At 67.8% G+C, this 25,312-nt stretch carries 21 protein-coding genes; 13 read left to right on the top strand and 8 right to left on the bottom strand.

What is annotated here, in order from left to right; genetic code table 11:
• Positions 1-93: 93 nt before the first annotated feature.
• The 5 genes from galE to ACN6O8_RS04555 all read right to left on the bottom strand — a co-directional run bounded on the left by galE (position 94) and on the right by ACN6O8_RS04555 (position 7,761).
• Complete coding sequence (gene galE, locus ACN6O8_RS04575; RefSeq protein ID WP_427989871.1) at positions 94-1,143, bottom strand: UDP-glucose 4-epimerase GalE; 1,050 nt, start codon at positions 1,141-1,143, stop codon at positions 94-96.
• A gap of 12 nt (positions 1,144-1,155) precedes the next feature.
• Positions 1,156-2,823 (bottom strand): glucose-6-phosphate isomerase, encoded by a 1,668-nt coding sequence (gene pgi / locus ACN6O8_RS04570; RefSeq protein WP_427989870.1) that lies wholly within the window; start codon positions 2,821-2,823, stop codon positions 1,156-1,158.
• Between the two features lie 13 nt (positions 2,824-2,836).
• A complete protein-coding gene (locus ACN6O8_RS04565) occupies positions 2,837-4,240 on the bottom strand; it encodes a phosphomannomutase/phosphoglucomutase (RefSeq protein WP_427989869.1) in 1,404 nt (467 codons plus the stop codon).
• An 18-nt stretch (positions 4,241-4,258) separates the two neighbouring features.
• Positions 4,259-6,520, bottom strand: coding sequence for a GNVR domain-containing protein (locus ACN6O8_RS04560; protein ID WP_427989868.1), 2,262 nt, complete (start codon positions 6,518-6,520; stop codon positions 4,259-4,261).
• 104 nt (positions 6,521-6,624) lie between these two features.
• Positions 6,625-7,761: a polysaccharide biosynthesis/export family protein gene (locus tag ACN6O8_RS04555; protein WP_427989867.1), complete on the bottom strand. Its 1,137-nt coding sequence runs from the start codon at positions 7,759-7,761 to the stop codon at positions 6,625-6,627.
• Positions 7,762-8,008: 247 nt separating this feature from the next.
• On the opposite strand from ACN6O8_RS04555, the gene ACN6O8_RS04550 reads away from it, so the two are divergent.
• The 13 genes from ACN6O8_RS04550 to ACN6O8_RS04490 all read left to right on the top strand — a co-directional run bounded on the left by ACN6O8_RS04550 (position 8,009) and on the right by ACN6O8_RS04490 (position 21,335).
• Positions 8,009-9,418, top strand: coding sequence for an undecaprenyl-phosphate glucose phosphotransferase (locus tag ACN6O8_RS04550; RefSeq protein ID WP_427989866.1), 1,410 nt, complete (start codon positions 8,009-8,011; stop codon positions 9,416-9,418).
• Positions 9,419-9,491: 73 nt separating this feature from the next.
• Positions 9,492-9,953 carry a GDP-mannose mannosyl hydrolase gene (locus ACN6O8_RS04545; RefSeq protein ID WP_427990163.1) on the top strand — a complete coding sequence of 154 codons (462 nt, stop codon included), beginning with the start codon at positions 9,492-9,494 and terminating at the stop codon, positions 9,951-9,953.
• A complete protein-coding gene (locus tag ACN6O8_RS04540; protein WP_427989865.1) occupies positions 9,950-11,380 on the top strand; it encodes a mannose-1-phosphate guanylyltransferase/mannose-6-phosphate isomerase in 1,431 nt (476 codons plus the stop codon). Before ACN6O8_RS04545 ends, ACN6O8_RS04540 begins: the two co-directional genes overlap by 4 nt.
• Positions 11,381-11,447: 67 nt before the next feature.
• Positions 11,448-11,810, top strand: a complete 363-nt coding sequence (locus tag ACN6O8_RS04535; protein WP_427990162.1) for a VanZ family protein — start codon at positions 11,448-11,450, stop codon at positions 11,808-11,810.
• Between the two features lie 10 nt (positions 11,811-11,820).
• On the top strand, positions 11,821-12,930 hold the full coding sequence (gene gmd, locus ACN6O8_RS04530) for a GDP-mannose 4,6-dehydratase (RefSeq protein WP_006387741.1): 1,110 nt from the start codon (positions 11,821-11,823) through the stop codon (positions 12,928-12,930).
• Positions 12,931-12,936: 6 nt separating this feature from the next.
• A complete protein-coding gene (locus ACN6O8_RS04525) occupies positions 12,937-13,890 on the top strand; it encodes a GDP-L-fucose synthase family protein (protein WP_427989864.1) in 954 nt (317 codons plus the stop codon).
• Between the two features lie 24 nt (positions 13,891-13,914).
• Positions 13,915-15,231 (top strand): lipopolysaccharide biosynthesis protein, encoded by a 1,317-nt coding sequence (locus ACN6O8_RS04520; RefSeq protein ID WP_427989863.1) that lies wholly within the window; start codon positions 13,915-13,917, stop codon positions 15,229-15,231.
• Between the two features lie 5 nt (positions 15,232-15,236).
• Positions 15,237-16,154 carry a glycosyltransferase family 2 protein gene (locus tag ACN6O8_RS04515; RefSeq protein ID WP_427989862.1) on the top strand — a complete coding sequence of 306 codons (918 nt, stop codon included), beginning with the start codon at positions 15,237-15,239 and terminating at the stop codon, positions 16,152-16,154.
• 27 nt (positions 16,155-16,181) lie between these two features.
• Complete coding sequence (locus ACN6O8_RS04510) at positions 16,182-17,480, top strand: O-antigen ligase family protein (protein WP_427989861.1); 1,299 nt, start codon at positions 16,182-16,184, stop codon at positions 17,478-17,480.
• Entirely contained in the window at positions 17,473-18,609 is a 1,137-nt protein-coding gene (locus ACN6O8_RS04505; RefSeq protein ID WP_427989860.1) for a glycosyltransferase, read from the top strand. Before ACN6O8_RS04510 ends, ACN6O8_RS04505 begins: the two co-directional genes overlap by 8 nt.
• Positions 18,610-18,622: 13 nt before the next feature.
• Entirely contained in the window at positions 18,623-19,507 is an 885-nt protein-coding gene (locus tag ACN6O8_RS04500) for a glycosyltransferase family 2 protein (protein ID WP_427989859.1), read from the top strand.
• Positions 19,504-20,064 carry a putative colanic acid biosynthesis acetyltransferase gene (locus ACN6O8_RS04495; protein WP_427989858.1) on the top strand — a complete coding sequence of 187 codons (561 nt, stop codon included), beginning with the start codon at positions 19,504-19,506 and terminating at the stop codon, positions 20,062-20,064. The genes ACN6O8_RS04500 and ACN6O8_RS04495 overlap by 4 nt, the downstream gene beginning before the upstream one ends.
• Positions 20,061-21,335 carry a glycosyltransferase WbuB gene (locus ACN6O8_RS04490; RefSeq protein ID WP_427989857.1) on the top strand — a complete coding sequence of 425 codons (1,275 nt, stop codon included), beginning with the start codon at positions 20,061-20,063 and terminating at the stop codon, positions 21,333-21,335. Before ACN6O8_RS04495 ends, ACN6O8_RS04490 begins: the two co-directional genes overlap by 4 nt.
• 36 nt (positions 21,336-21,371) lie before the next feature.
• Here the strand turns inward: ACN6O8_RS04490 and ACN6O8_RS04485 are convergent, their stop codons facing one another.
• The 3 genes from ACN6O8_RS04485 to ACN6O8_RS04475 all read right to left on the bottom strand — a co-directional run bounded on the left by ACN6O8_RS04485 (position 21,372) and on the right by ACN6O8_RS04475 (position 25,266).
• Entirely contained in the window at positions 21,372-22,040 is a 669-nt protein-coding gene (locus ACN6O8_RS04485) for a DNA-binding response regulator (protein WP_427989856.1), read from the bottom strand.
• A gap of 307 nt (positions 22,041-22,347) precedes the next feature.
• Positions 22,348-23,097 carry a DNA-binding response regulator gene (locus ACN6O8_RS04480; protein WP_427989855.1) on the bottom strand — a complete coding sequence of 250 codons (750 nt, stop codon included), beginning with the start codon at positions 23,095-23,097 and terminating at the stop codon, positions 22,348-22,350.
• A 564-nt stretch (positions 23,098-23,661) separates the two neighbouring features.
• Positions 23,662-25,266: a glucosamine inositolphosphorylceramide transferase family protein gene (locus ACN6O8_RS04475; protein ID WP_427989854.1), complete on the bottom strand. Its 1,605-nt coding sequence runs from the start codon at positions 25,264-25,266 to the stop codon at positions 23,662-23,664.
• Between the last annotated feature and the right edge of the window lie 46 nt (positions 25,267-25,312).

The following is a 25,312-nucleotide window of genomic DNA, read 5'->3' as shown; positions in this document are numbered from 1 at the left end:
ACGGCGGCGCCGCGCGATGCTGCTTCGCAATATTTCCGTCAACTGTAACCGCTCGGCCCGCTTCGCGGAAATCCAACCGACACGGCGTTGGGGTTATGGCGGCGGCTCGGCCTCGTAGCCGCCCGGGTTGCCCTGCTGCCAGCGCCAGCCGTCGGCGCACATGGCCTCGACCCCGCGGGTGCTGCGCCACCCCAGCAGCGAGGCCGCCAGCGCCGGGTCGGCCCACATCCGCTCGATATCGCCGGGACGGCGCGGCGCCTTGCGCAACGGGATGCGGCGCTGGCTGACCCGCTCGAACGCGCGCACCAGCTCCAGCACGCTGGTGCCGCGCCCCGTGCCCAGGTTGACGGCCACGAAGCCGGCGTGGCCGGCGGCGTAATCCAGCGCCTGCACGTGGCCCTGCGCCAGATCCATGACGTGCAGGTAATCGCGCACGCCGGTGCCGTCCTCGGTGGCGTAGTCATCGCCGAACACGTTCAGGAACGGCTGGCGCCCCACCGCCACCTGGGTGATGTAAGGAAACAGGTTGTTGGGCACGTCGCGCGGGCTTTCGCCGATCTGGCCGCTGGGATGCGCGCCAATGGGGTTGAAGTAGCGCAAGGTCACGGCGCCGAAGGCCGGCTCGGCGGCGCACAGGTCGCGCAGCATCTGCTCGACCATCAGCTTGCCGCGGCCATAGGGATTGGCGGGCGCCAGCGGGTGCGCCTCGGTGAACGGCAGCGCGCGCGGTTCGCCGTAAACGGTGGCCGACGAACTGAACACCACCCGCGTCACGCCCTCGTCGCGCATGGCGCGCAGCAGCGCCACCGAGCCCGCCACATTGTTGTCGTAGTACTTGAGCGGATCGGCCACCGATTCGCCGACGGCCTTGCAGCCGGCCAGGTGCAGCACCGCGCGCACCGGATCGCCGCGCCGCGCCTCGCGCGCCAGCAGCGCCCGCACCAGCCCGGCCTGGCGGATGTCGCCCTCGACCAGCGGGATCGAGGCGCCGCACAGGCGCTCGACCCGCCGCACCGCCTCGGGGCTGCCGTTGCTGAAGTTGTCCAGCACCAGCGGCCGCTGCCCCGCCGCCAGCATCGCCACCAGGGTGTGGGCGCCGATGTAGCCGGCGCCGCCGGTGACCAGCACGCGCATGTCCGTCATGCCGCTCTCCGTTCAAAGATGCGCCGCCACGCCCGGCACCCAGGCATGGCGCGGACGCGGCGCCTGGGCGTGGCCGCGGTAGCGGTCGATCCAGTACGAGGTGGATGGGTCGTGGCCCCAGTCGACCACGCCGGCCGAGACCGGCACCGCCAGCTCGCGCTCGATGCCGCTGGCCAGCCGCTTGCCCAGCTCCACGCCCCACTGGTCGAACGGATTGATGCCCCACACCACGCTCTGCACGAACACCTTGTGCTCATACAGCGCCAGCAGCGCGCCAAGCGCGCGCGGATCGAGCTGGCGCAACACGATCAGCGTGGACGGCCGGCCGCCCGGATGCACCATGTGACGCGCCAGGCTCAGCGCCTGGTCGGGATCGTCGATATGGGCCACGTCCAGCAGCGCCTGCTCCAGGCTCTTGCCGCGCATCAACGCCTGGCGCTGCGCCAGGCAGTTGGCCAGCAGCATGCGGTGGGCGTCGGCGCTGTCGGGGTGGCCTTGCAGGCTGGCGATGAAATCGACCGGGGCACCCTGGGCGCTCTGGTGCAGCCACTGGAAGAAGGTGTGCTGGCCGTCGGTTCCCGGCATGCCCCAGATGATCGGCGCGCTGGGCACGTCGATCTCGGCGCCATCGCCGCCGACGCGCTTGCCCAGCGACTCCATTTCCAGTTGCTGCAGATAGGTCACCAGGTGCAGCAGCCGCGCGCTGTAGGCGGCGATGTTGAGCGAACCGTGGCCGAGCACGCTGCAATTGACCAACCCGGCCAGCGCCAACTGCACCGGCGCGTTGGCCGCCAGCGGCGCCTGCTGGAAATGCTGGTCCATGGCCTCGGCGCCGGCGCGCATGCCGATCAGCACATCGGCGCCGACGGTCAGCGCGATCGACAGGCCCGCCACCGACCAGACCGAATAGCGTCCGCCGACCCAGTCGCACATGCGGAACACCTGGCTGGCGGGCACGCCCAGGGCGCGCGCGGCCGGCACGTTAGCGGTGACCGCCGCCAGGTGTTCGGACGGATCCGCCACGCCGCCGCGCTTGAGCCAGGCGATGGCGGCGCGGGCGTTGTGCAGGGTCTCGGCGGTGGTGAAGGACTTGGACGACACCACCACCAGGCAGCGGCGCGGGTCCAGCCCGGCCACCGCGTCATGGAAGGCGTGGCCGTCGATGTTGGAGACGAAGCGGATCTGGCGCCGCTGGCCGGGGCCGCCGAAGGCCTGGATCGCCAGGCGCGGGCCCCAATCGCTGCCGCCGATGCCGATGTGCAGCACCGTGGCAAAGTCGGCGCTTTGATCGAGCCGCCGCACGAAATCGGCCATGCGCGAATATTCGCAGACCGAGTCTTCGTCCTGCCCGTCGGGCTGCTCGCGGGTGCGGCCGGCGCGCAGCGCCGTGTGCCAGGCCGGCTTGCCCTCGGTCCAGTTGACCGCTTCCCCGGCAAACAGCGCCTGGCGCGCCGCCTCGAAGCCGCGGGCGCGCAGCAGCGTCTGCGCCGCGGCGTCCAGCGCGGCCGACTGCCGCTGCATCGTCAGGTCCACGCACAAGCCCGCCGCCTCGATCACCTTCAGCGTGTCCGCGGCCAGCGCGGCGCCGCGCGCCGCCTGCGCGAATGCCTGCCATTCGGCGCTGGCGGCCAGGCTGTCCGCCTCTGCCCCGGCCTCTCTCGCAAAATTCGCCTTTCCCATCGCGTGATGCTCCTTAGAACGGTAAACGGATATGAGGGGCAACGCGCCGGAGCGCATTGCGGAAGTCCTCCTCGATGCGGGCCAATGCGGCCACGGTGTCTCCTTCGAAACGCAGCACCACCGTCGGCGTGGTGTTGGACGGCCGCGCCAGGCCGAAGCCGTCGGCGTAGTCGACCCGCACCCCGTCCAGGTCGTTGATGGACTGCGCGCCGGGGAATTGCCCGTGCTCGCGCAGCGCCTGCACCAACGTGAACTGCTCGCCTTCGGTGGTTTCCAGCTTGATTTCAGGGGTGGCGCAGGACTGCGGCAGGCTTTCGAGCAGCGCCGACGGGTCGGGCGCCGCCGACAGGATCTCCAGCAGCCGCGCGGCCGCGTAGATGCCGTCGTCGAAGCCGTACCAGCGTTCCTTGAAGAAGATATGGCCGCTCATCTCGCCGGCCAGCAGCGCGCCGGTCTCGCGCATCTTGGCCTTGATCAGCGAGTGCCCCGTCTTCCACATGGTCGGCTTGCCGCCGGCCTCGGCGATGGCACGCGCCACGTGGCGGCTGCACTTGACGTCGTAGAGGATCTCGGCGCCCGGGTTGCGCGCCAGCACGTCGCGCGCGAACAGGATCAACTGCCGGTCGGGCCAGATGATCTGGCCCGACTTGGTGACCACGCCCAGCCGGTCGCCGTCGCCGTCGAACGCCAGCCCCACCTCGCAATCGGAATAGCGCAGGCAATAGATCAGGTCCTGCAGGTTCTGCGGATCGGCCGGATCCGGGTGGTGTCCCGGAAACGAGCCGTCGACCTCGCAGAACAGTTCCGTGACCTCGCAGCCCAACGCCCGGAACAGCGCCGGCGCCACCGCCCCGGCCACGCCGCTGCCGCAGTCGATGGCGATCTTCATCGGCCGCGCCATGCGGATGTCGCCCATCAGCCGCGCCGCGTAGCACGGCTGGATCTGCATCTGGGTGCGGCCGCCGGCCACGCTGGCCGACTCGATCGGCTGGCGCATCGCGTCGCGCAGCGCCGTGATGCCCTCGCCGTACAGCGACGCGCCATCCATCACGATCTTGAAGCCGTTGTGGGCCGGCGGGTTGTGGCTGCCGGTCACGGCGATGCCGGCGCCGGTATCCATCAACCAGGTGGCGAAGTACACCATCGGCGTGGTGGCCATGCCGATGTCGATCACGTGCAGGCCGGCCGCGCGCAGGCCGGCCTGCAAGGCGGCCGCCAGTTCGACGCTGCTCAGGCGCCCGTCGCGTCCGACCACCATGGCGCGCGCGCCCAGTTCCAGCGCCCGCGCGCCCGCCGCCATGCCCAGGCTGTGGGCAAAGCGCGCGTCGATGTCATCGGGCACCGTGCCGCGTATGTCGTACGCCTTGAAGACCGCATCCAGGATCTGCGGGGGTTCCCAGCCAAACGTTCCATGCATGCCAGTTCTCCGCGCGGGTTACTTGAGGCCGTTCTGCTTGAAATCACCGTAATAGGCGGCGCGCGAATAGCGATAGCCGCCATACTTCGAGCGAAAGCCGAAGCGCTCTGGCATCAGCTTCAGGCCGTTGAACAGCACCCCGTCGACCGGCGCCCCCGCCTGGATCAGGCGCTTGGCGGTCTCGCGGATCTCACCCACGGTGTTCATGCCCGACCGCACCACCACCATGACGGCGGCGGCATGGGTGCCGACCACCGCCGCATCGGGCGAGGACAGCACCGGCGCGGTGTCCAGGATCACCATGTCGTACTGGCTGGCCAGTGCGCGCAGGGTCTGGCCGAAGATCGGCGAGGCCAGCAGCTCCGACGGATCGAAGCTGACCGCGCCGGTGGCGATGAAATCCACGCCCTCGGACACGCTGTGCTTGCGCACCCGCTCCAGCGGCAGCGTGCCGGACAGCACCTCGAACAGGCCGTCCTCCTTGGGCACGCCGAAATAGCGGTTGAGCTGGCCCTTGCGGAAGTCGGCGTCGATCAGCAGCACGCGCTTGCCGACCCCGCCCTGGATGAAGGCGAAGTTGGCCGACAGGAAGGATTTGCCGACGCCGGCCACCGGCCCGGTGAACATGACCATGTTGTTGGCCGACTGGCGCAGCGAGGCCTGCAGCACGTTGCGGAACGACCGCAGGCTCTCGATCGGCGGCGCGTTGCTCTGGCTTTGCGCCAGCAGCGCCGGCACGGTGGCGCCCTTGCGCCGGCTGCGGCGCCACAGCTTGTCCTGCAGGTCGCTGTACGGAATCGCCGCCAGCACCGGCAGGCCGGTGTAACGCTCGACGTCGTCCGGCTCGGACAGGCCGCCGAACAGCGCGTTGCGCACGAAGGCGCACAGCACGCCGAAGATCAGGCCGATGGCGGTGGCCACGGCAATGATGATGGCGGCCTTGGGGCGCACCGGCTTGTCCGGCTGCACCGCCGCGTCCAGGATGCGCACATTGCCGACCTTGCCGGCGCGGATCAGCCGCAGTTGCTGGGCGTTGTTGAGCAGCCCGGTGTACAGCTCGGTATTGACGCGCACGTCGCGCACCAGCCGCACCACGTCCTGCTCCAGGTCGGGCAGTTGCTTGATGTTGTTGCCGATGCGGTTGACGTCGCCGGTCAACGAGGCGATCTGGCGATCGATGGCGACGATGCTGGGGTGGGTCGGCGCGAAGCGGGTGATCAGTTCCTGGCGCTTGGCGCGCAGCTCCATCACCTTGGTCTGGGCGTCCACCGATTGCGCCAGGATCAGCTTGGCCTCTTCGCTCAGGTCGATGGTGCCGCGCTTGTTGCGCAGCGCGTTGTACTTGGTCTCGGCCGCGTCCAGCTCGCTCTTGAGCTGCGGAAGCTGCTGATCCAGGAAGGCCAGCGATTTCTCGGCCTGGGCCGCCTTGCGGTTGACGTTCTGCTGCACGTATTCCTGGCCGATCTGGTTCAGCACCGCGGTGGTCAGCGCCGGATCGTTGCCCTCCAGCGTCACGCCGATCACGCCCGAGGTGCGGCCGCGCTCGAAGATGCCCAGGCGCGACTGCACGTCCTCGATCGCCGCCAGGCGCGAGGTGCGCGACAAGGTGAACTCGGTGCCGGGCCGGCCGCTGAGCGCGTCGATGTGCACGTCCAGCGCGCCGCCGCCCGGCAGCAGGAAATGCTCGGGCTTGCCGACCGTGCCCTTGAAGGTGGCGCCGGTGACTTTGTCGTTCAGGGTGTATGCGCCCTCGCCCAGGGTAGTGATGCGAAAGGGCTTGCCCAGCCATTCATTGGGCACGTCGAGCTGCGACACCGAGATCGATTCGCCGCCCCAGGCGTAGCCGCCGCGCGGCAGGCCGGACGGATAGGGCAGGCTTTCATGGCGCCGCGCCAGCCATTCCCCCACCACCGGGAAGTAGCGCGGCTTGGCATGGATGTACAGCATGAACTTGTCGACGGCCGGCCCCACCACCATGCGCGAGCGCAGCACTTCCATCTCGCCGGAGGTTTCGGCCTTGGTGTCGAAAATGGCCGAGACGTCGCCCAGCAGGCTGCGGTTCTGGCCCTGCGGCAGCTCCTCCTCGACCTGCACGATGATATCGGCCGAGTAGACCGACGGGGTCACCATGACGTAGGCGACCGCGCCCAACAGGGCGATCATCGTGATGGCGATGATCAGCCAGCGGTTGGAGAAAATGGCGTCCACGTGCGAGGACAGCGGGGTTTCCTGCTGGCGAGCCGGGACGGAGGGCTCGAACGATTCGATAGGCAACGACATGCAGCTCTCCAAGAATAGGCGCCGCCGCGGTCGCGGCGCCCCCAAAGGCGTGGGCCGGATCCCGGCCCCGCGCCCAACGGCGCGGGGCGGGCCCCGAGGGTCGATTACTTGATGGAATGCACGGTCTGCACCGTTTGCGCGCTCGGGAACAGGTTGCTGATGAAGCGGTTCCACCGCACCAGCGCCGCCGTATCCACGAAGACGACGTCCTTGGGTTGCAACTCGAACTTCTCCGCCACCGCATAAGCCTGCGGCGAAGCGGCGTTCAGATGGAACACCAGCGGCGTCGCCTGCTCGGTACTGCGCACCACAAACACTTGCGACGCGTCGGCCGTCAACTGGTTGGGGCCTCCCGCCACGCCCAGCGCTTCATTCAACGACAGCCTGCCGTCGCGCATCACGATCGAGGCCGGCGCGGTCACTTCGCCGGTCACGAACACCTTGCTTTCGTCGCGCGGCGTCACCCTGACGATGTCGCCCGACTTCAACATGACCTGGTTCAGATCCTGGCCCCGGTCGATCAGCGCGGGCAGATTCACGCGCGTCTTGCGGCCTTCGCGTATCACGTAGACACTGCTGCGGTCGCCGGTGGGCAGTACGCCGCCGGCGCGGTTGATCGCTTCCAGCAGGGTCATGGGAATGTCGTTGATCGCGACGGTCCCCGGCGTCTTCACCTCGCCTTCGACGTAGACCCGCTTGCTGCGATAACCCAGTACGCGCACCGTGATCTGCGGATCCTGGATGTATTTACCCGAACTGTTGACTATGAGATTGCGCGCCTGCAGTTCCGTCAACCCCGCCACTTTCAGCAGTCCCGTATAGGGAAATTGGATATATCCCGTGGATGAGACCGTATACCCCGGAATGCCCGAGGCGGTATCCCCGAAGGCTAATTCGGTCACCCCCGTGCCGATGGCGTAGGTTTGCGTCGGAAGCACGAGTTCGGGGTGGTCCCAGACCACGATCGAGAGAATGTCGCCGGGGCCGATGCGGTAGGGCTCGGCCTTGTCGACCAGGTGCGAAACCCCTTCGTTGTCCAGCAGCGCCTGGCGCGCGCGGTTGTCTTCCAGCACCAGGCTGGGGGTGATTTCCTTGATCTGCGCCACCGAGTTCGGATCCGACGGATCGACGAGGTGCTTGGCGCTGAAGGTCATGCCGGGAGAAAGGGCGCAGGCGCCCAGCGAGGACACGAGCGCGATCGCAGCGATGGCGCGGCTCAACGTTCCGAAAAATGTCGTCATGGCGGATCCACTGTGAATGACTTCGTTGCTTGGAAAGGCGCCCGATGCGTAACGGGTTGCGACATTCCACTCTCTTTTCAAGCCCCCGCACATTCGACGGATGCCCTAAGCCTTCTCCTACATCGTTTGGAGGTTTCGAGTGCGGCGGGCACTCAATAAGATTCCCACGGTAGCCACATGCTTTGCGGCGGTGCACACCGTTTTTCCCCGCGGCCGCAGGGCGACTCCCCGAACAAAGGAGTACGCGATGGACCCGTCCCTCACGGACACGTCGGCGAGATCGAACCGATCCAGCTATCTGTATCGCCTGCTGGATGCGGCGATCGTCATCATCTGCGGCCTGGCCGTCACCGAACTGAAGTTCGCGGACGAAGCCATGGCCGATACGCCGCAGATCCACCTGTTCCTGATCTACCTGTGCGGCCTGGGCGTGATCGCCCTGTTCCCCGCCTTCAGCCTGTATGTATCGTGGCGCGGCCGCCGCCTGACCGATCTGGTGGTGCGCAGCCTGATGGCCTGGGCGCTGGTATTCGCGCTGGGCATCCTGGTCAGCTTTCTGATGCACCAGAGCGCGGCGGTCTCGCGCATGTGGGCGGCAACCTGGTTCGGTTCGGCCGCGCTGGCGTTGGCGGGCGTGCGGCTGGCGGTCTACACGGTGCTGGGCGCGGCGCGCGACCGCGGCCTGAACCGCAAGCGCGTGCTGCTGGTGGGCTTCGGCGCGCTCGGCCACGACCTGTGGCGCCGCGTCGAACGCTACCGCGAAGCCGGTTACGAGGTCGCCGGCATCTACGCCGAACCGCACGAAATCCTGCCGCCGCAGGTGCGGCGCCTGCACGAACTGGACGCGCTGCACGCCTTCGTGCGCGAACACAATGTGCGCGAGGTCTGGATCGTGCTGCCGATGGAAGCCGGCCAGGAGCTGCGCGAGGTGCTCTATCACCTGCGCAATGACCTGGTCGACATCCGCTGGATCCCCGACGTGATGTCGATCCAACTGCTGGGCCACCGCATCGGCGAATTCCTCGGCCTGCCCGCGATCCAGCTCAACAGCCTGCCGGCCGCCGGCGTGCGCGGCTGGGCCAAGGAGGCGTTCGACCGCAGCTTCGCGCTGTGCGCGCTGATCGGCCTGTCGCCGTTGATGCTGACCGTGGCCTGCCTGGTCAAGCTGACCTCGCGCGGGCCGGTGCTGTTCACCCAGCCGCGCCTGGGCGTGGACGGCAAGGTGTTCCATGTCTACAAGTTCCGCACCATGACCGTGCACCAGGAACACGGCGTGGTCACGCAAGCCACCCGCAACGACGCGCGCGTCACCCGCATCGGCGGCTTCCTGCGCCGCACCAGCCTGGACGAGCTGCCGCAGTTCCTGAACGTGCTGCGCGGCGACATGTCGGTGGTCGGCCCGCGCCCGCACGCGTTGGAGCACAACGAGCTGTACAAAGACCTGGTGCAGCGCTACATGATGCGCCACCGCGTCAAGCCGGGCATCACCGGCTGGGCCCAGGTCAACGGTTTCCGGGGCCAGACCGACACGCTGCGCAAGATGAGCGACCGCGTCGAGCACGACATCTACTACATCCAGCACTGGACGTTCCGGATGGACCTGATGATCATCGCCCGCACGGCGATCTCCGGATGGACGGGTCGCAATGTCTACTGAACCGCTGGGCTGGCCGCCCTTCGCCCCCTCGCGCGCGCGCGCCGCGCCCCTGCCGGCCCTGGCGCCCCCGGGGCTGCTGGCCGAGAGCGACTTTCGCCGCGCGGTGGAGATGCTGCCGCTGGTATCCATCGACCTGCTGTTGCGCGATGCCGATGGCCGCTACCTGACCGGCCTGCGCAGCAACCCGCCGGCGCAGGGAAGCTGGTTCGTGCCGGGCGGGCGCATCCGCAAGAACGAGACGCTGTCGCGCGCGTTGCAGCGCATCGCGCGCGAGGAACTGGGCCTGACGCTGCCGCCGCAGGCGTGGCGCGCGCGCGGTGTGTACGAACACTTCTATGACACCAATTTCGCCGGCGAGCCCGGCCGCAGCACCCATTACATCGTCCTCGCTTATGAGGCCGAGCTCACGCTGGATACCGCCAGTCTGCCGCTGGGCCAGCACCGCCGCTACCGCTGGCAGCCCGCGGCGGCCATCGCCGCCGACCCCGGCGCGCATCCCTACACCCAGGCCTACTTCAAGGAGTCAGCGCCATGACCAACCCTCCTCCTGCGTACCGCGCCGTCATCCTTTGCGGCGGTTCCGGCTCGCGCCTGTGGCCCCTGTCGCGCGAACTGCTGCCCAAGCAGTTCATCCGTTTGACCGATGACCGCAGCCTGTTGCAGAACACCCTGCGGCGGCTGCAATCGGCCGGCGCCCAGGCGCGGCCGATGCTGGTGTGCAATGCCGCCCACCGCTATATCGCCGCCGAGCAGACGCAGGAACTGGGCATCCAGGATGCCGAGATCCTGCTGGAGCCGTTCGGCCGCAATACCGCCCCGGCCATCGCCGCCGCCACCTTGCGCGCCATGCGCGACGGCGAAGACCCGGTGATGCTGATCATGCCATCCGACCACGTGCTGGAAGACGGGCCGGTGCTGGCGGCCGCCTTCGCCCAGGCCTACCAGGCCGCGCGCCAGGGCGCGCTGGTGACCTTCGGCATCACCCCCACCGCGCCGCTCAGCGGCTACGGCTACATCCAGGCGGCCGAGCCCGGCGCCATGGCCCCGGCCCGCAAGGTGCGGCGCTTTGTCGAAAAGCCTTCGCCCGAGGTGGCGCAGCGCTTCATCGAGGATGGCGGCTACTACTGGAACAGCGGCATGTTCGCCTTCCAGGCCTCGGTGTTCCTGGCCGAGCTGGAACGGCTGGCGCCGCGCATCCTGGAGCAGGTGCGCGCCGCGGTGGCCGCCGGCCAGGGCGAGGCGGCGCTGTTCCAACTGGACGGCCCGGCCTTCGAGGCCTGCCCCAGCGACTCGATGGACTACGCCATCATGGAGCGCACCGACAGCGCCGTGGTGATCCCGCTGGCCGCGCCCTGGAGCGACGTCGGCGCCTGGGACGCGGTCTGGGGCATCGCCCACAAGACCGCGGAGGGCAACTCCACCAGCGGCGACGTGATGGTCGAGGACTCGCGCAACTGCCTGATCCATTCGACCAGCCGCCTGGTGGCCTCGGTGGGGCTGGACGACATCGTGGTGATCGAGACCGCCGACGCCGTGCTGGTGGCGCACAAGACGCGCTCGCAGGATGTCAAGCGTCTCGTCGAAGCGTTCAAGGTGCAGCATCGCAGCGAAATGAACCATCACCGTGAGGTGCAGCGCCCCTGGGGCTCGTACGACTCGGTCGGCCAGGGCCCGCGCTACCAGGTCAAGCGCATCACCGTCAAGCCGGGCGCGCGCCTGTCCTCGCAGATGCACCACCACCGCGCCGAGCACTGGGTGGTGGTGTCGGGCACGGCGCGCATCTACAACGGCGACAAGCAATACCTGCTGACCGAAAACCAGTCGACCTACATCCCGCTGGGCGAGGTTCACAGCCTGGAGAACCCCGGCAAGATCCCGCTGGAGATCATCGAGGTGCAGTCCGGCGCCTATCTGGGCGAGGACGACATCGTCCGTTTCCAGGACCTGTACGGCCGTGTCTGACGCACGGCGCGCGGCCTCATCCCCCGTGGCCTCATCCCGCGTGGCCTCATCCTTCTGGCGGCCGGGCCTGGCGCGGATCTGCCTGCCGCTGGCGGCGCTGTTCTTCGCCACGCTGGTGACAGTGGGCAACCTGCCGGGCCTGGCCGCCGAGATGTCCGACGCGTTCGGTGACAAGCGCCTGCACCTGGCGGCCTACGCCTTCCTGACCGCGCTGATCTACCTGTCGGTGCAGCGCCGGCCGGGCTGGGTGGCGCTGCTGGCGGTCTCGGCGCTGGGCGCGCTGGATGAGGGTATCCAATCCTTTTTTGCCTATCGACAGGCCGAACTCTTAGACCTTTTGGCCGATATCTCTGCGGCGGGTGCGACAGTAATCTCGTTGAACATCGGTTCCGCAGCCATCGGCTCCTTTCGTGCAGTGACTAAGTCTTAAGGATAAAACCATGCCAAAACGGGCACTGATTACCGGCGTTACCGGCCAGGACGGCGCTTACCTGGCCGAGTTCCTGCTGGCCAAGGGCTATGAAGTCCATGGCATCAAGCGGCGCGCGTCGCTGTTCAATACCGCGCGCATCGATCACCTGTACCAGGATCCGCATGATCAGCCGCGCAACTTCGTGCTGCACCACGGCGACATGACCGACTCCTGCAGCCTGATCCGCATCGTGCAATCGGTGCAGCCCGACGAGATCTACAACCTGGCGGCGCAGAGCCACGTCGGGGTGTCGTTCGAAGAGCCGGAGTACACCGCCAACGCCGACGGCCTGGGCACCCTGCGCCTGCTGGAAGCCATCCGCATCCTCAAACTGGAGGACAAGGCGCGCTTCTACCAGGCCTCGACCTCGGAGCTGTACGGACTGGTGCAGGAAACCCCGCAGAAGGAAACCACGCCGTTCTACCCGCGCAGCCCCTACGCCGCCGCCAAGCTGTACGCCTACTGGATCAGCGTGAACTACCGCGAGGCCTATGGCATGTATGCCTGCAATGGCATCCTGTTCAACCACGAATCGCCCAAGCGCGGCGAGACTTTCGTGACGCGCAAGATTACCCGCGGCCTGGCGCGCATTGTGCTGGGCCTGCAGGAATGCCTGTATCTGGGCAACCTGTCGGCGCTGCGCGACTGGGGTCATGCGCGCGACTACGTCGAAATGCAGTGGCTGATGCTGCAGCAGGACACGCCGGAGGACTACGTCATCGCCACCGGCATGCAGTACAGCGTGCGCGAATTCATCAATACGGCGGCGCGCGAGCTGGGCATCCTGCTGGCCTGGGAAGGCGAAGGGCTGGAGGAGACCGCCACCGTGCTGTTCAGCCCGGTGCACGACATCAAGCCCGGCCAGGTCATCGTGCGGGTCGATCCGCGCTACTTCCGTCCGACCGAGGTCGAGACCCTGCTGGGCGACCCCACCAAGGCGCGCGAAAAGCTCGGCTGGTCGCCGCGCACCAGCTTCGCCCAGTTGGTCAAAGAGATGGTCGAGAGCGACCTGAAGGACGCCCGCCGCGACGCGCTGGTGGAACAGAACGGCTACGAAATCTATGCCTACAAGGAGTAGTCCGCCATGAGCAATCCGGAGCAACGCGTGTTCGTGGCGGGCCATCGCGGCATGGTAGGCGCCGCGCTGGTGCGCGAACTGCAAGACCGCGGCTACCGCGACATCATCACGCGCAGCCACGGCGAACTGGACCTGGAGAACCAGAACCAGGTGCACCGCTTCTTCTCGACCACGCCGGTCGATGTGGTGTACCTGGCGGCCGCCAAGGTCGGCGGCATTCTGGCCAACCAGAATCATCCGGTCGATTTCCTGTACCGCAACCTGATGATCCAGTGCAACGTGATCCGCGCCGCCTACGCGGCCGGGGTGCGCAAGCTGCTGTTCCTGGGCTCGTCCTGCATCTATCCGCGCGCGGCGCCGCAGCCGATCCGCGAGGATGCCTTGCTGACCGGACCGCTGGAGGCCACCAACGAGCCTTACGCCATCGCCAAGATCGCCGGGCTCAAGCTGTGCGAGGCCTACCAGCGCCAGTACGGCGCGCGCTTCATCTGCGCCATGCCGACCAACCTGTACGGCCCGCACGACAACTACGACCTGCACAGCAGCCACGTGCTGCCGGCGCTGATCCGCAAGTTCCACGAGGGCCGCGAGGCCGGCCAGGACCGCGTGACGCTGTGGGGCAGCGGCACGCCGCTGCGCGAATTCCTGTACGTGGACGACCTGGCGCGCGCCTGCGTCATGCTGATGGAAAACCCCGCCGCCGAAGGCATCTACAACATCGGCGCCGGCGAAGACCTGTCGATCGCCGAGCTGGCGCGGGTGGTGGCGCAGGTGGTGGGCTACCGGGGCAGCATCGTCTACGACGCCAGCAAACCCGACGGCACGCCGCGCAAGCTGATGGATTCATCCCGCGTGCGGGCGCTGGGCTGGAAGCCGGAGATTTCCCTGATCCACGGCGTGACCCTGGCCTACGGCCACTTCTTGCGCGAGCAGGCGCGCCAACCGCTGCCCGTGGCCTAGGGCCTATCGAGAACAGGCATTCCAATGCACCGACTCATCAGGAAGCACGTCGCCGGCAATGCCTCGTTCTGGGGGCTGGTGGAATACGGCATCGGCCCGGTCGCGGCGCTGGTGGCGTTGCCCATCCTGTTCCGCCAGTTGGGCACGGTGGGCTTCGGCCAGTACTCGATGATCATCGCGCTGGCCGGCTTCGGCAACGCCGCCAACCTGGGCGCCGCCGTCACCGCCACCAAGCTGGTGTCCGAGCGCATGCACGAACCCGGCGGCGCCTATCGCGCGGCCGGCGTGGCCATGTCGCTGATCGGCTGCGCGCTGGGCGTGGTGACGCTGGTCGCGGCGCTGCTGTGGCTGGCGGCCTGGTGGGGCTGGCCCGCCGCCACCTTCGGCGGCGTGGCCGTCACCCTGTTGGCCATGCCGGCGCTGGCGGTCTACCTGACGCAGCAGTACGACCAATTGATGTCCGGCTGCCTCAAGGGCCGCGAGGATTTCCGCGCCACCGCGCTGTGCGAACTGGTCAGCCGCAGCGGCACCCTGGCGCTGGCCTGCGCCACCGCCTGGCTGACGGCCTCGCCCACCTGGACCGGCCTGGCCCAGGCGCTCGGCCTGCTGCTGGCCGGCTCGGTCAAGATGCGGGTGTTCGCGCGCCGCTACGGTCACGTGCTGGTGCGCCCGGTGCGCGACCGCGGCGCCATGCTGGACGCGTTCCGCTTCTCGCGCTGGTCCTGGCTCAACAGCCTGAGCGCGCTGGCCTTCGGCTCGGTCGACCGGGTCCTGGTGGGCAGCCTGATGGGGCCGGCGGCGCTGGCCATCTATACCGTCGGCGTGCAGGTCGGCCAAATGATCCATACCGCCTCGGTCGCCATCTTCCAGAAAGCCATGCCGCGCGTCAGCCGGCTCAGCGCCGCGCCGCCCCACCCGGGCGCGGCCGAGGAGGAGATCCGCCGCCTGATGCTGTGGAACCTGCTGCTGTCGGCCGCCGCCACGGTCGCGGTGCTGGCGGTCAGCCGGCCGCTGCTGGATCTGCTGCTCGGCCATGCCGTGGCCGCGGGCCACCTGGGCACCTTCCGCCTGCTGATCGCGGCCTCGGGGCTGCTGTCGCTGAACGCGGCGGCGCATTTCTCGCTGCTCGGGCTGGGCAATTCCCGCGCGGTGGCGATTCTGAACGGCCTGGGCGGCCTGGCGATGCTGTGCGTCATGGCCCTCCTGGTGCACGCGGCGGGCGAGCATGCCGCGGCCTGGGGCCGCATGGCCTACGCGGCGATCACGCTGGCCGGCGTGGCGCTCGCCATCCGTCAATCCCGGCCCGACTACCCGGGCGCAATGCCTGCGGCCACCCGGTAGTGATCATGCTGAGGTCCTATATGCGCAAGCGTCACAACGAGTATTCGCGTCAGCTCATCGACTTCGTGCGCGAGCTGCGTCCGCCCGCGCCCATCGCCGGCGGCCTGCTGCCCAAGCTGACCATCGTGACCCCCTCGTTCAACCAGGCCCGCTTCCTGGAGCGCACCATCATTTCGGTGCTGAACCAGGGCTATCCGCGGCTGGAATACATCATCATCGACGGAGGCTCGACCGATGGCAGCGTCGACATCATCCGCAAGTACGAGCGCCACCTGACCTACTGGGAAAGCACGCCGGATCGCGGCCAGTCGCACGCCATCAACAAGGGCTTCGAACGCGCCACCGGCGACTACGTCGGCTGGCAGAACTCGGACGACCTGTACTACCCGGGCGCCCTGCGCAAGCTGGGCGCGGCCGCGGCCCGGGGCCGCGCGCCCATCGTCAGCGGCAACCTGTTCGTGGCCGACGCCGACAACCGCATCTTCCGCAAGATTCACTACACCCCGGTCAATCGCGGCACGCTGACCGTGGTCAAGGCCTCGATTCCCAACCAGTCCGCCATCTTCCGCCGCGACCTGCTGCGCAAGCACGGCCTGCTGCAGGAAAGCATGCGCTACTGCATGGATCTGGAACTGTGGAGCCGGCTGCTGCGCGAGGGCAGGAACCTGATCGTGCCGGACGCGATGGGGGTCTACACCGCCCACGACGAAACCAAGACCGCGCTGATGCAGGACGTGCTGCTGGAGGAACGCGAACAGATCGTCGACCGCATCCGCCGCACCGAGCCTGGCATGGGCCGGCTGTTCGGCCTGTCGTGCCGCGCCTCGCAGGTGGCCGCGCACGCCCGCCAGGGCGACCTGTCATACCTGGTCGAGAAGCTCGCCATCAAGCTGTTCGGGCGCGATGACTGGGCCGCGCACTGAGCCCCCCCTTGCCCCCATGGAGCCGCCATGCACCCGCACCGCCGCCTTTCCACGCTGCACCTGCTGGGGCTGTTCGCGTTCACCGCGCTGGCCTTGAACGACGACCACTTCATCCTGGGCGTGGGCAGCTTCAAGCTGTCGCCATTCGACGCGCTGTTCGTGGCCATCCTGGTGGTCAAGGCGCTGCGGCTGGCCGATCCGGCCGCCTACGCCCTGCCGCGCGGGGCGCTCGGCATGCTGCTGGGCCTGCAGGTGCTGTCGGTGATCTACCTGCTGCTGGTGTCGCTGCATCACCCCGGCATCGAGACCGGCGACGTGGCGCGCGACCTGCGCATCGTCTTCTACTTCCTGAGCGTGCCGTTCCTTTGCTACAAGGACATCGACAGTCCGGCCGCCTACGCGGTTCTGCAGAAATACATCGTGGCCGCCTGCCTGGCCGTGGCCACGCTGATGCTGCTGGAGCAGTTGCAGGGCTTCAGCATCTCCAACCCGCTGCGCAACGTGCGCCTGGGGGTGTGGGCGATTCCCTTCGGCGTGGTCTCGTTGCTGTATTTCCGCAAGACCCTCAACGTCTCGGGGCCCAAGGCCTATGCGCTGACGGTCTACATGCTGCTGGCGCTGGTGTTCTCGCTGAACCGCAGCCAGTACCTGCAACTGATGGTGGCGGTGCTGCTGGCCGTGATGCTGGCTTCGGGCTCGGAAGTGCGCCGCCGCGTGGTGCTGATCTTCGCGCCGGCCGCGGTGGCCGGCGTGCTGGTGTTCGCCAGCATCGGCTACCTGGACGTGCTGACCAACCGCATCTTCAGCGTCGAGCGGCTGGACGAGGACTCCAGCTACGGCGCGCGCATCCAGGAAATGCAGGGGCAGATGGATTCCTTCGCCGAAAGCCCGGTGTTCGGCAAGGGCGCGGGCTTTCGCAGTTGGGTGATGGGCGAGAACGGCTTCGAACTGAGCACCTTCGCGCACAACTCCTGGGCCTTCTACCTGATGAAATTCGGCATCGTCGGCACCGTGATGATCATGCTGCCGCCCCTGCTGATCCTGCTGCTGTCGCTGTTGCGGCGCTACGCCCACCCGGGGCTGGAGCTGCACCGGCGCTATCTGCTGGCCACCGCGCCGATCTACATCTTCGTCGATTCGCTGTCCGGCGGCCTGGCCTATGCGCCCAAGACCGCCTTCACCGGATTCCTGCTGTGCTACTGCCTGTCGCTGCTTCGCAATGCCCGGGCCATGCCCGTGCCCCCGCCCCAGCCCGCGCCCGCGGCTCCCAGCCCCCGTCCGGACACCATGCGCCGGGCGCCACCGCGAGTATTGCCCCATGCCTGATGTCCTGTTCGTCGCCCCCGACCTGCATGGCGGCGTTGGAAGATGCGTTGCCTTCATCGCCGACGCCCTGCCCGAACGGGGAGTGGATGCCTCGCTGTTCCTGCTGCGTTCGCGCAACCGCGAATACCCCGTCGCCAACCCCCGCGTGACGCGGGCGCTGCCGGTGATCGAGTCGCCGGCCGCGCTGCGCCTGCGGCTGCCGCTGGCGTTCGCGCGCCTGCTGGCGCAGATCCGCCGTGACCGGCCCGCCATCGTCTGCTCGCACGGGTTGTTGTGCAACATGCTGGTGGTGCTGGCCAAAAAGGTGCTGCGCGGCGACTTCGCCACCGTCGCCTTCGAGCACAGCAGCCCCGCCGTGCACTACGGCGCCTCGCGCATGCGGCGGCTGAAATGCTGGCTGGTGAGCCAGACCTATCGCCGCCACGATGCCGTCGTCGGCGTCTCGCGCGGGGTCAAGGAAGACCTGGTGAGCATGTTCCCGCCGCTGCGCGGCAAGGTGCGCACCATCTACAACGGCGTGCCGCTGGACGACGTGCGCGAACAAAGCGCGGCCCGCGCGCCAGCCGCGTCGGCCGGTCCGGCCACGCCCTATCACGTGGTCGCCGTCGGGCGCCTGGAGGCCGTCAAGGACTACGCCACGCTGATCGACGCCGCCGCCCTGCTGGACGACCCCGGCATCCGCTTCACCATCCTGGGCGAAGGCTCCGAGCACGAGGCCCTGCAAAAGCGCATCGATGCGCGGCCATCGCGCAGCCCGGTCACGCTGGCCGGCCATATCGACAACCCGTTTCCGGTGATCGCCGGCGCCGGCGCCTTCGCCCTGACCTCGGTGCGCGAGAGCTTCGGCAACGTGCTGGTCGAGGCGCTGTGCCTGGGGGTGCCGGTCATTTCCACCGATTGCCCGCACGGCCCCGCCGAGATCCTCGACGCCGGCCGCTACGGGCTGCTGGTGCCGGTGGGCGACGCGGCGGCCCTGGCCGCGGCGGTGCGCCGGCTGGCCTACGACGGCGAGATGCGCGAACGACTGGCGGCCGATGGCCCCGGGCGCGCCGACGCCTTTTCACTGGAGCGGCACTGCCGCGACGTCATCGAATTGTTCCAGCCGCTGATGCGGCGCGGCGCGACCTGAACAGGAAAGCATCATGTCCAAGATACCGGTATCCGTGGTCGTCATGACGAAGAACGAGGAGCGCAACATCGCCAAGTGCCTGACGGCGCTGGCCGACTTCGACGAAGTCTTCGTGGTCGACTCCAACAGCACCGACGCCACCTGCGCCATGGCCGCCGCGCTTGGCGCCAAGGTCAGCAATTTCCAGTGGAACGGCAAATACCCGAAGAAAAAACAATGGTGCCTGGAGCAACTGCCCTTCACGCACCCGGTGGTGCTGTATGTCGACGCCGACGAGGAAATGACGCCGGAGCTGGCCGCCGAGATCCGCGCCGCGCTGCCACGCTTTGCGGCCGGCGCCGGCGGTGCCTTCGTGCCGTTCGACTACGTGTTCTGCGGCCGCAAGCTGCGCCATGGCCACCGTGTCTACAAGCTGGCGCTGCTGGCGCGCGAGCAGTCGCGCTTCCTGGACTACGACGACCTGGACGTGGCCCACATGTGGGAGGTCGAAGGCCACTACCAGCCGCAGGTGCGGGGCGCGACCTTCGCGCTGCGGGCGCGCATGGTGCACAACGACCATGACTCGCTCTACCACTACTTCGACAAGCACAACCGCTACTCCGACTGGGAAGCCAACCTGCGCATCAAGGGCCTGATGAACGATCCGCGCGAGGCCAACATCGGCGCGCGCGCGTTGCTCAAGCGCCTGTTCCAGGCCATGCCGTTCAAGGCGCCGGTCTCGTTTCTGCATTCCTATGTGCTGCGCCTGGGCTTTCTCGACGGCCGCGCCGGCTTCGACTACGCGGTGGCGCGCGCCATGTACTACTGGCAGATCCGCATCAAGACCGAGGAGATCCGCCAGGCCCGCCTGGCCGCCGCTCCGGCGCGCGGCGACGCCCTCACCGGAGCCGCCAAATGAGCGCGCTGCAACGGCTCGACCGGTTCGCCCTGGCACCCGGCCAGCGCGGCCGCTCGGCCCTGACGGTGCAGTTGTGGTGGCTGGTGCAGGGCTCGCTGTTCCGCTGGTCGCCGCAGGTGGCCTACGGCTTTCGGCGCTGGCTGCTGCGGTGCTTCGGCGCGCGCGTCGGCCGCAAGGTGCTGATCCGTCCCAGCGCCACCGTCACCTACCCATGGAAAGTGACGATCGGCGATTACGCCTGGATCGGCGACGACGCGGTGGTCTACAGCCTCGGGCCCATCCATATCGGCGCGCATGCCGTGGTGTCGCAACGCAGTTATCTGTGCGCGGCCGACCACGACGCCGCGCAGCCGGAATTCCCCTTGCGCGAGCGCGCCGTGCGCATCGAGGACGGCGCCTGGGTCGCCACCGACGTCTTCATCGGCCCGGGCGTCACCGTCGGCCGCGAGGCCGTGGTGGGCGCGCGCAGCTCGGTGTTCCGCAGCCTGCCGCCGGCGATGGTGTGCCACGGCAATCCGTGCCGTCCCGTCCGCCCCCGCGTGGCGCCGCCGGCATGAAGATCCTCCTGTACGGCATCAACTACGCGCCGGAGCTGACCGGCATCGGCAAGTACAGCGCCGAACTGGCCGAATGGCTGGCCGCGCGCGGCCACCAGGTCAGCGTCGTCACCGCCCCGCCCTATTACCCGCAATGGCGCGTGCACGACGGCTATCGCGCCGGCCGCTACCAGCGCGAAACCCGCGCCGGCGTCGACGTGCGGCGCGCGCCGCTGTGGGTGCCGGCCCGGCCCGGTGGCGCCAAGCGCCTGCTGCACCTGGCCAGCTTCGCCCTTGCCAGCCTGCCGTCGCTACTGCGCGCGGCGGCCGGCCGGCCCGACCTGATCCTGGTGGTCGAGCCCGCCCTGTTCTGCGCGCCGGCCGCCTGGCTGGCCGCGCGGCTGTGCGGCGCGCGCGCCTGGCTGCACATCCAGGACTACGAAGTGGACGCGGCGTTCGACCTGGGCCTGCTCAAGGGCGCCTGGCTGCGCGGCGCCGTGCGGCGCGCCGAACGCTGGCTGATGCGGCGCTTCGACCGCGTCTCGACCATCTCCGGCCGCATGCGCGACCTGGCGCTGTACAAGGGCGTGGATCCGGCGCGGACCGTGCTGCTGCCCAACTGGATCGACGTCGAGGCCATCGCGCCCGGCCGCGACGGCGACCTGCGCGCCACGCTCGGCATTCCCGCCGACGCGGTGGTGGCGCTGTACTCCGGCAACATGGGCGGCAAGCAGGGCCTGCAAACGCTGGCCGAGGTGGCGCGCCTGCTCGAAGGCGAGCGCGCGCTGTGGTTCGTATTCTGCGGCCAGGGCCCCGAACGCGCGCCGCTGCAGGCACGGTGTCAGGGGCTGGCGCGAGTGCGCTTCCTGGATCTGCAACCGGCCGAGCGGCTGGGCGCGCTGCTGAACACCGCCGACATCCATCTGCTGCCGCAGCGCGCGGGCGCCGCCGACCTGGTCATGCCGTCCAAGCTGACCGGCATGCTGGCCAGCGGCCGGCCGGTGGTGTGCGGCGCCGCGCGCGGCACCGAGCTGGCCGGCGTGGTGGCCGGTTGCGGACTGGTGACCCCGCCCGAGGACGCCGCCGCCATGGCCGAGGCCGTGCGCAAGCTGGCCCACAACGCGCAGATCCGCGAGACGCTGGGCGCGGCGGCGCGGCGCCATGCCCTCGATCACCTGCACGTGGACGCGGTATTGGCCGCCGCCGAACGCGAATTCGCCGCGGTGGTGGCCGCCGCCGCGCCGCGCGCGGCGCCAACCGCGGCGCCCGCGCGCCGCGACGCCGGCCGCTGAAGCCCGCGCCGCGTGCCGGGCGGCGGCGCGGACGCACTACAGCGGGTCGTCGCCCTTGGCGCCCGGCGCCACCGGCGGCCCCCCGCGCACCAGCCCCATCTGCACCGCGATATAGGCCGCTTCGGCCTGGTTGCGCGCATTCAGCTTCCAGTACAGGGTCCGCGCATGGCTCTTCACCGTGGCCACCGAAATGCCCACGTGCTGGCCGATCTCGCGCATGGTCTTGCCCTGCACCAGCAATTGCAGGATCTCCTCCTGCCGCTGCGTCAGCTCGCGCAGCTCCTGCAAGGGCGCCTGCGAGGCCGCCAGGGTTCGGGGCGCGGGCTGGGGATAGCATTCACCACCGGCCAGCACCAGGCTGACGGCGGCGGCCAGGGCGTCCGGACTGGAGGCCTTGGGCAGGTAGCCGGCCACCCCGGCGCGCGCGCAGGCGGCCATTACGTTCTGGTCCAGCACCGAGTAAAGCGCCAGCACCAGGCGCGGCATGAACAGCGCCATGGCCTGTGACAGCAGGCCGATGTCGGCCTCGGCCGCGCCGCTGCACCCCACCACCAGCAATTCGACGGGCCGGTTGATGGAGCCGGGCATATTCAAGAGATGGGCTGGCGAGATCGCCAGAATGTCCTCGGCGTTCCGTACCCGTTCCAGCACGTGCTGGATGGCGACACGAAGCAGAGCGTAGTCTTCGATTAGAACGGTTGTCATCCCGGAGGGAACCTTGTGACACAGGGTCCAGACACGGTTCCCATGACACGGTTGCGCACGGTGGCACTGACGGTTCCAGCGCCGCCCCCGGCTCACGGGAATCTCGTCCACTACCTGGCATCGCTCTGGCGCGCTTTGTGATTCGCCATATCAACCCATGCTTGTGGACACGACCCATGCTATCAGCGGCTACGTTCGCTGAATCTCGTTCAGGAGGATGATTGGAGGAGGAATGCTGCGGCACGGCGACCGCCGATGCTGCAGGATGTATGCCCTAGGAGGGATGGCGGGGCCGGCCCGCCCGCCCTTATCCCAGCTTGCGGCCGTACAGTTGTCCGGCATCCGCTTCGCGGCCGTTCGGCTCGTGCCATTCCAGTGTGGCACCACGTTGCAGCGCCGCGTACACGGCCTCGCCCTTGTTCTTGACGTGCAGGCGCTGGTAAAGCGTGCAGGCATGCGTCTTGGCCGTTGCGACCGAGATATTCAGCATCCGGCTGACCGTCTTGATGGGATAGCCGCGCGCCAGCAGCACCAGCACTTCGTACTGGCGCGGCGTGATCTGCAGCAACTGGGCGCCGGCGCTGACCGGCATGGCGCCCTTGCCCGCGCCGTCGTCCAGGTCGCGCGACGGCAACGCGCAGCTTGCCGCAGCGGGCGCCTGCACGGCCTGCTCGCTGGGAAAGCACTGTCCGCCCGCCATGACCAGGCGGATCGCCGCTTCCAGGATTTCGACCGACGCGGTCTTCATCAAGCAACCGTAGACGCTGGCGCCGGGCAACCCCTGCACCGGCATCGGCAGCGGCATGACATCGGTCAGCAACAGGATGCGCTTCGGGCTCAGTTCGCGCTGGATCTCATGCAACGTGCTCCAGGCTTCCTCGTTGTCCACGGGCAGGCCGTAGATCAGGAGGTCGGCGCCCGCATGCGCGCCACTGGCCTTGGAGACATCGGCCAGCCCCATCCCCTCGATTTCCCAGACATCGTCCAACTTGCTCAGAATCTGCCATAACCCCAACCGCAATAGCGGATGGGCTTCAATCAGGACCATCTTGGCCATGGTGTCCTCCCGGTTTTTCAACAGGCCTAGAAGGGATCTTCGCTGTGCTGAAGACTATTTTTTTCCAGCCCTTACGGGGGTAGTCCGCAATATCCCGGAATATCTAATGACGCTGTACCGGGCCATTTGGGCTGGGAGACTTTCGTAGCCAACATAACGGATGGCATGAACCCATCTTATGGTTCGGAATTGGCAAAATCAAGACGCTGGCACGCGATATAATCCGACAAAAACAGAAATCATTCGTTAGCCTTAATCAACCTCGTAAATCCGGATGAGAAGGCGCCATCATCCTTTCATCCGCTAGGGTTTATACCAAACCCTCCTCGGTCGCAGCGTGTTTTCCCCTAGGGGCCGCAGACACGGAAAGGCCCGCGTAAGCTCGCGTTCAGGCTGTAGACAGGTGTGACACGGCCCCGCTGCGGGGGCCGGCGCGAAGCGCGAGGTCAGGCCGGATCGGCGCTCAGGCTTGTCGATATGTTTCCAGCGACACATTAAGCCCGGGCCGCGAAGCCGCAATCGAAATATAGGTAACATTTTTATTTTCAATCGGCGCGGCGTCATTTACTCCATATAAGCGAAGTCAAATACCGTATGCCCCCCCTGGTGATGCCAATGGTGCATTGAAGCATGGCGTTTTCTCAGGAAACTGGCGTAGTGGATTTCGCCATCCGTCTCGACATAGGTGGAGGGCGACAATTCCTCGATCCGGTTGAGCGAGACGCCCTTGCCGTAGTGGCAGAATCCCTGGTACTGCGCGCAGCGGATCACCTCTCCCGCAGGCGAGACAACGATTCCGGCGTTGCGGGCGCGCATCGGGTTGCGCACGATGGGGTTGCAGGCATGCGGCGTCCACTGGGTCGAGCGGGGCGAGTCGGCGAAAAATGCAAACAATTCATCGCAATGATTCTGGCCGTCGGCGCGATCGATATTGGTTAACAGCCACCAGTATTCCCCGTGCTTGAAAATAATCGTATCGACCGCCGAAACATCGGTCATCAACGTCATATCCAATTCCCATTTCAAAGGGAATTCCGTGCATTTCCATAATTCGATACTGCGATTTCCGCAGGTTTCCGGCACCATGTAGGTCACGCCTTCGTATTCGAATATATATGGAAACGATAAATGATAGGGCAGGTTCAAGGCCGTGCCCAGCAGGCGGAAAGCCCCGTCCGCGTAGGTCGCGACGGAGATCGTGCCTTTGCGGGAATTAAAATCGTAGTCCTCGAAAAATATATATGGATTCTTGTCGCGGGTATAAACAAACGGATCGGCGAAGAAACGCCCCTTGGGGGGTTGCAATACCATCGCCTCCGACACCACCGCCTGTTGCCCGGTCGACGGAAACATACCAATCCGCCAGCGCACATTGCGCTTCATGATGCGCCGCACAATCAAATCCGTCATTAACCAGGCCTGGCGCGCGATATAAGCAGCGCTGTCCCACTCGGCCGGATCAGCGCGGCGCTGGCCGCTCAGGATCTGCATGCCGGGCGGCGCCGCGCCCGGCCGCGCGCGCGCCAGGGCCTGCAGGGCGTCATAGACCATGAAATTGCCGAGACTGAATGCGCGCGTCTGGTTCTTCAGCCAGAACACTTCCGTATTGAAACTGCGCTGATCCAGCAGCGTGTCGTGCTCCTGGCTGGCGCCCAACCGCCACAATTTGACGGTGGTGTGGTCCTCGCGTTGATAGACCTCCCAGAACCCGGCGTAGCGGCTGGTGGCGACGGCGATATCAGAATAGCCCACGTGCCAGACCCCGCGCCGCGCCCAGCCGGCCATGCGCGCGCGCAAACCCGGCAGCGGCGGCAGGGCGCCCAGGACGATCACCAGGTCCAGCCCCAGCGCCACCACCGCGTCGTCGCGGCCCGCGTCGCGCGGATCGGCTGGCAAGGCCAGCACCGGCGTCGACGGCGGCAGCCCGTCGCGCAGATCGCGGCACGCCAGCATCTGCCGTTGCCGCGCCGGCAGCAGGCGCGACTCCAACCGCGCCAGCGTGCCGAACAAGGCCTTGGTGCCCAGGCGCGGCTCGGCGCCGGTTTTCTCCATCACCAGCAACGCCGCCAGTTCGTAATCCTGGCTACGCGCGAGCCACTCGGCCATGTCGTGGATCCACCCCGGCTGGTCGGTTCCGTCCAGCAACAGCCCCACTCTGTAGGTCTTCATGTCTCCAGCTCCTGTGTCTGGGCGAAATAGCCGGCGGCACCGGAAC

Source organism: Achromobacter sp., assembly GCF_050285565.1.
Lineage (GTDB): Bacteria > Pseudomonadota > Gammaproteobacteria > Burkholderiales > Burkholderiaceae_B > Achromobacter.
Note: the sequence above shows the minus strand (reverse complement) of the source record. Positions and strands in the feature narration are given on the sequence as shown.

Excerpts from the sequence above, each read along its gene's own strand:
- ACN6O8_RS04480 (WP_427989855.1), bottom strand. The coding sequence starts at position 23,097 with ATGGCCAAGATGGTCCTGATTGAAGCCCATCCGCTATTGCGGTTGGGG.
- ACN6O8_RS04515 (WP_427989862.1), top strand. The coding sequence starts at position 15,237 with ATGCTGAGGTCCTATATGCGCAAGCGTCACAACGAGTATTCGCGTCAG.
- ACN6O8_RS04555 (WP_427989867.1), bottom strand. The coding sequence starts at position 7,761 with ATGACGACATTTTTCGGAACGTTGAGCCGCGCCATCGCTGCGATCGCG.
- ACN6O8_RS04490 (WP_427989857.1), top strand. The coding sequence starts at position 20,061 with ATGAAGATCCTCCTGTACGGCATCAACTACGCGCCGGAGCTGACCGGC.
- ACN6O8_RS04550 (WP_427989866.1), top strand. The coding sequence starts at position 8,009 with ATGGACCCGTCCCTCACGGACACGTCGGCGAGATCGAACCGATCCAGC.
- pgi (WP_427989870.1), bottom strand. The coding sequence starts at position 2,823 with ATGGGAAAGGCGAATTTTGCGAGAGAGGCCGGGGCAGAGGCGGACAGC.
- ACN6O8_RS04560 (WP_427989868.1), bottom strand. The coding sequence starts at position 6,520 with ATGTCGTTGCCTATCGAATCGTTCGAGCCCTCCGTCCCGGCTCGCCAG.
- galE (WP_427989871.1), bottom strand. The coding sequence starts at position 1,143 with ATGACGGACATGCGCGTGCTGGTCACCGGCGGCGCCGGCTACATCGGC.
- ACN6O8_RS04505 (WP_427989860.1), top strand. The coding sequence starts at position 17,473 with ATGCCTGATGTCCTGTTCGTCGCCCCCGACCTGCATGGCGGCGTTGGA.
- ACN6O8_RS04500 (WP_427989859.1), top strand. The coding sequence starts at position 18,623 with ATGTCCAAGATACCGGTATCCGTGGTCGTCATGACGAAGAACGAGGAG.
- ACN6O8_RS04485 (WP_427989856.1), bottom strand. The coding sequence starts at position 22,040 with ATGACAACCGTTCTAATCGAAGACTACGCTCTGCTTCGTGTCGCCATC.
- gmd (WP_006387741.1), top strand. The coding sequence starts at position 11,821 with ATGCCAAAACGGGCACTGATTACCGGCGTTACCGGCCAGGACGGCGCT.
- ACN6O8_RS04475 (WP_427989854.1), bottom strand. The coding sequence starts at position 25,266 with ATGAAGACCTACAGAGTGGGGCTGTTGCTGGACGGAACCGACCAGCCG.
- ACN6O8_RS04495 (WP_427989858.1), top strand. The coding sequence starts at position 19,504 with ATGAGCGCGCTGCAACGGCTCGACCGGTTCGCCCTGGCACCCGGCCAG.
- ACN6O8_RS04565 (WP_427989869.1), bottom strand. The coding sequence starts at position 4,240 with ATGCATGGAACGTTTGGCTGGGAACCCCCGCAGATCCTGGATGCGGTC.
- ACN6O8_RS04540 (WP_427989865.1), top strand. The coding sequence starts at position 9,950 with ATGACCAACCCTCCTCCTGCGTACCGCGCCGTCATCCTTTGCGGCGGT.
- ACN6O8_RS04525 (WP_427989864.1), top strand. The coding sequence starts at position 12,937 with ATGAGCAATCCGGAGCAACGCGTGTTCGTGGCGGGCCATCGCGGCATG.
- ACN6O8_RS04510 (WP_427989861.1), top strand. The coding sequence starts at position 16,182 with ATGCACCCGCACCGCCGCCTTTCCACGCTGCACCTGCTGGGGCTGTTC.
- ACN6O8_RS04520 (WP_427989863.1), top strand. The coding sequence starts at position 13,915 with ATGCACCGACTCATCAGGAAGCACGTCGCCGGCAATGCCTCGTTCTGG.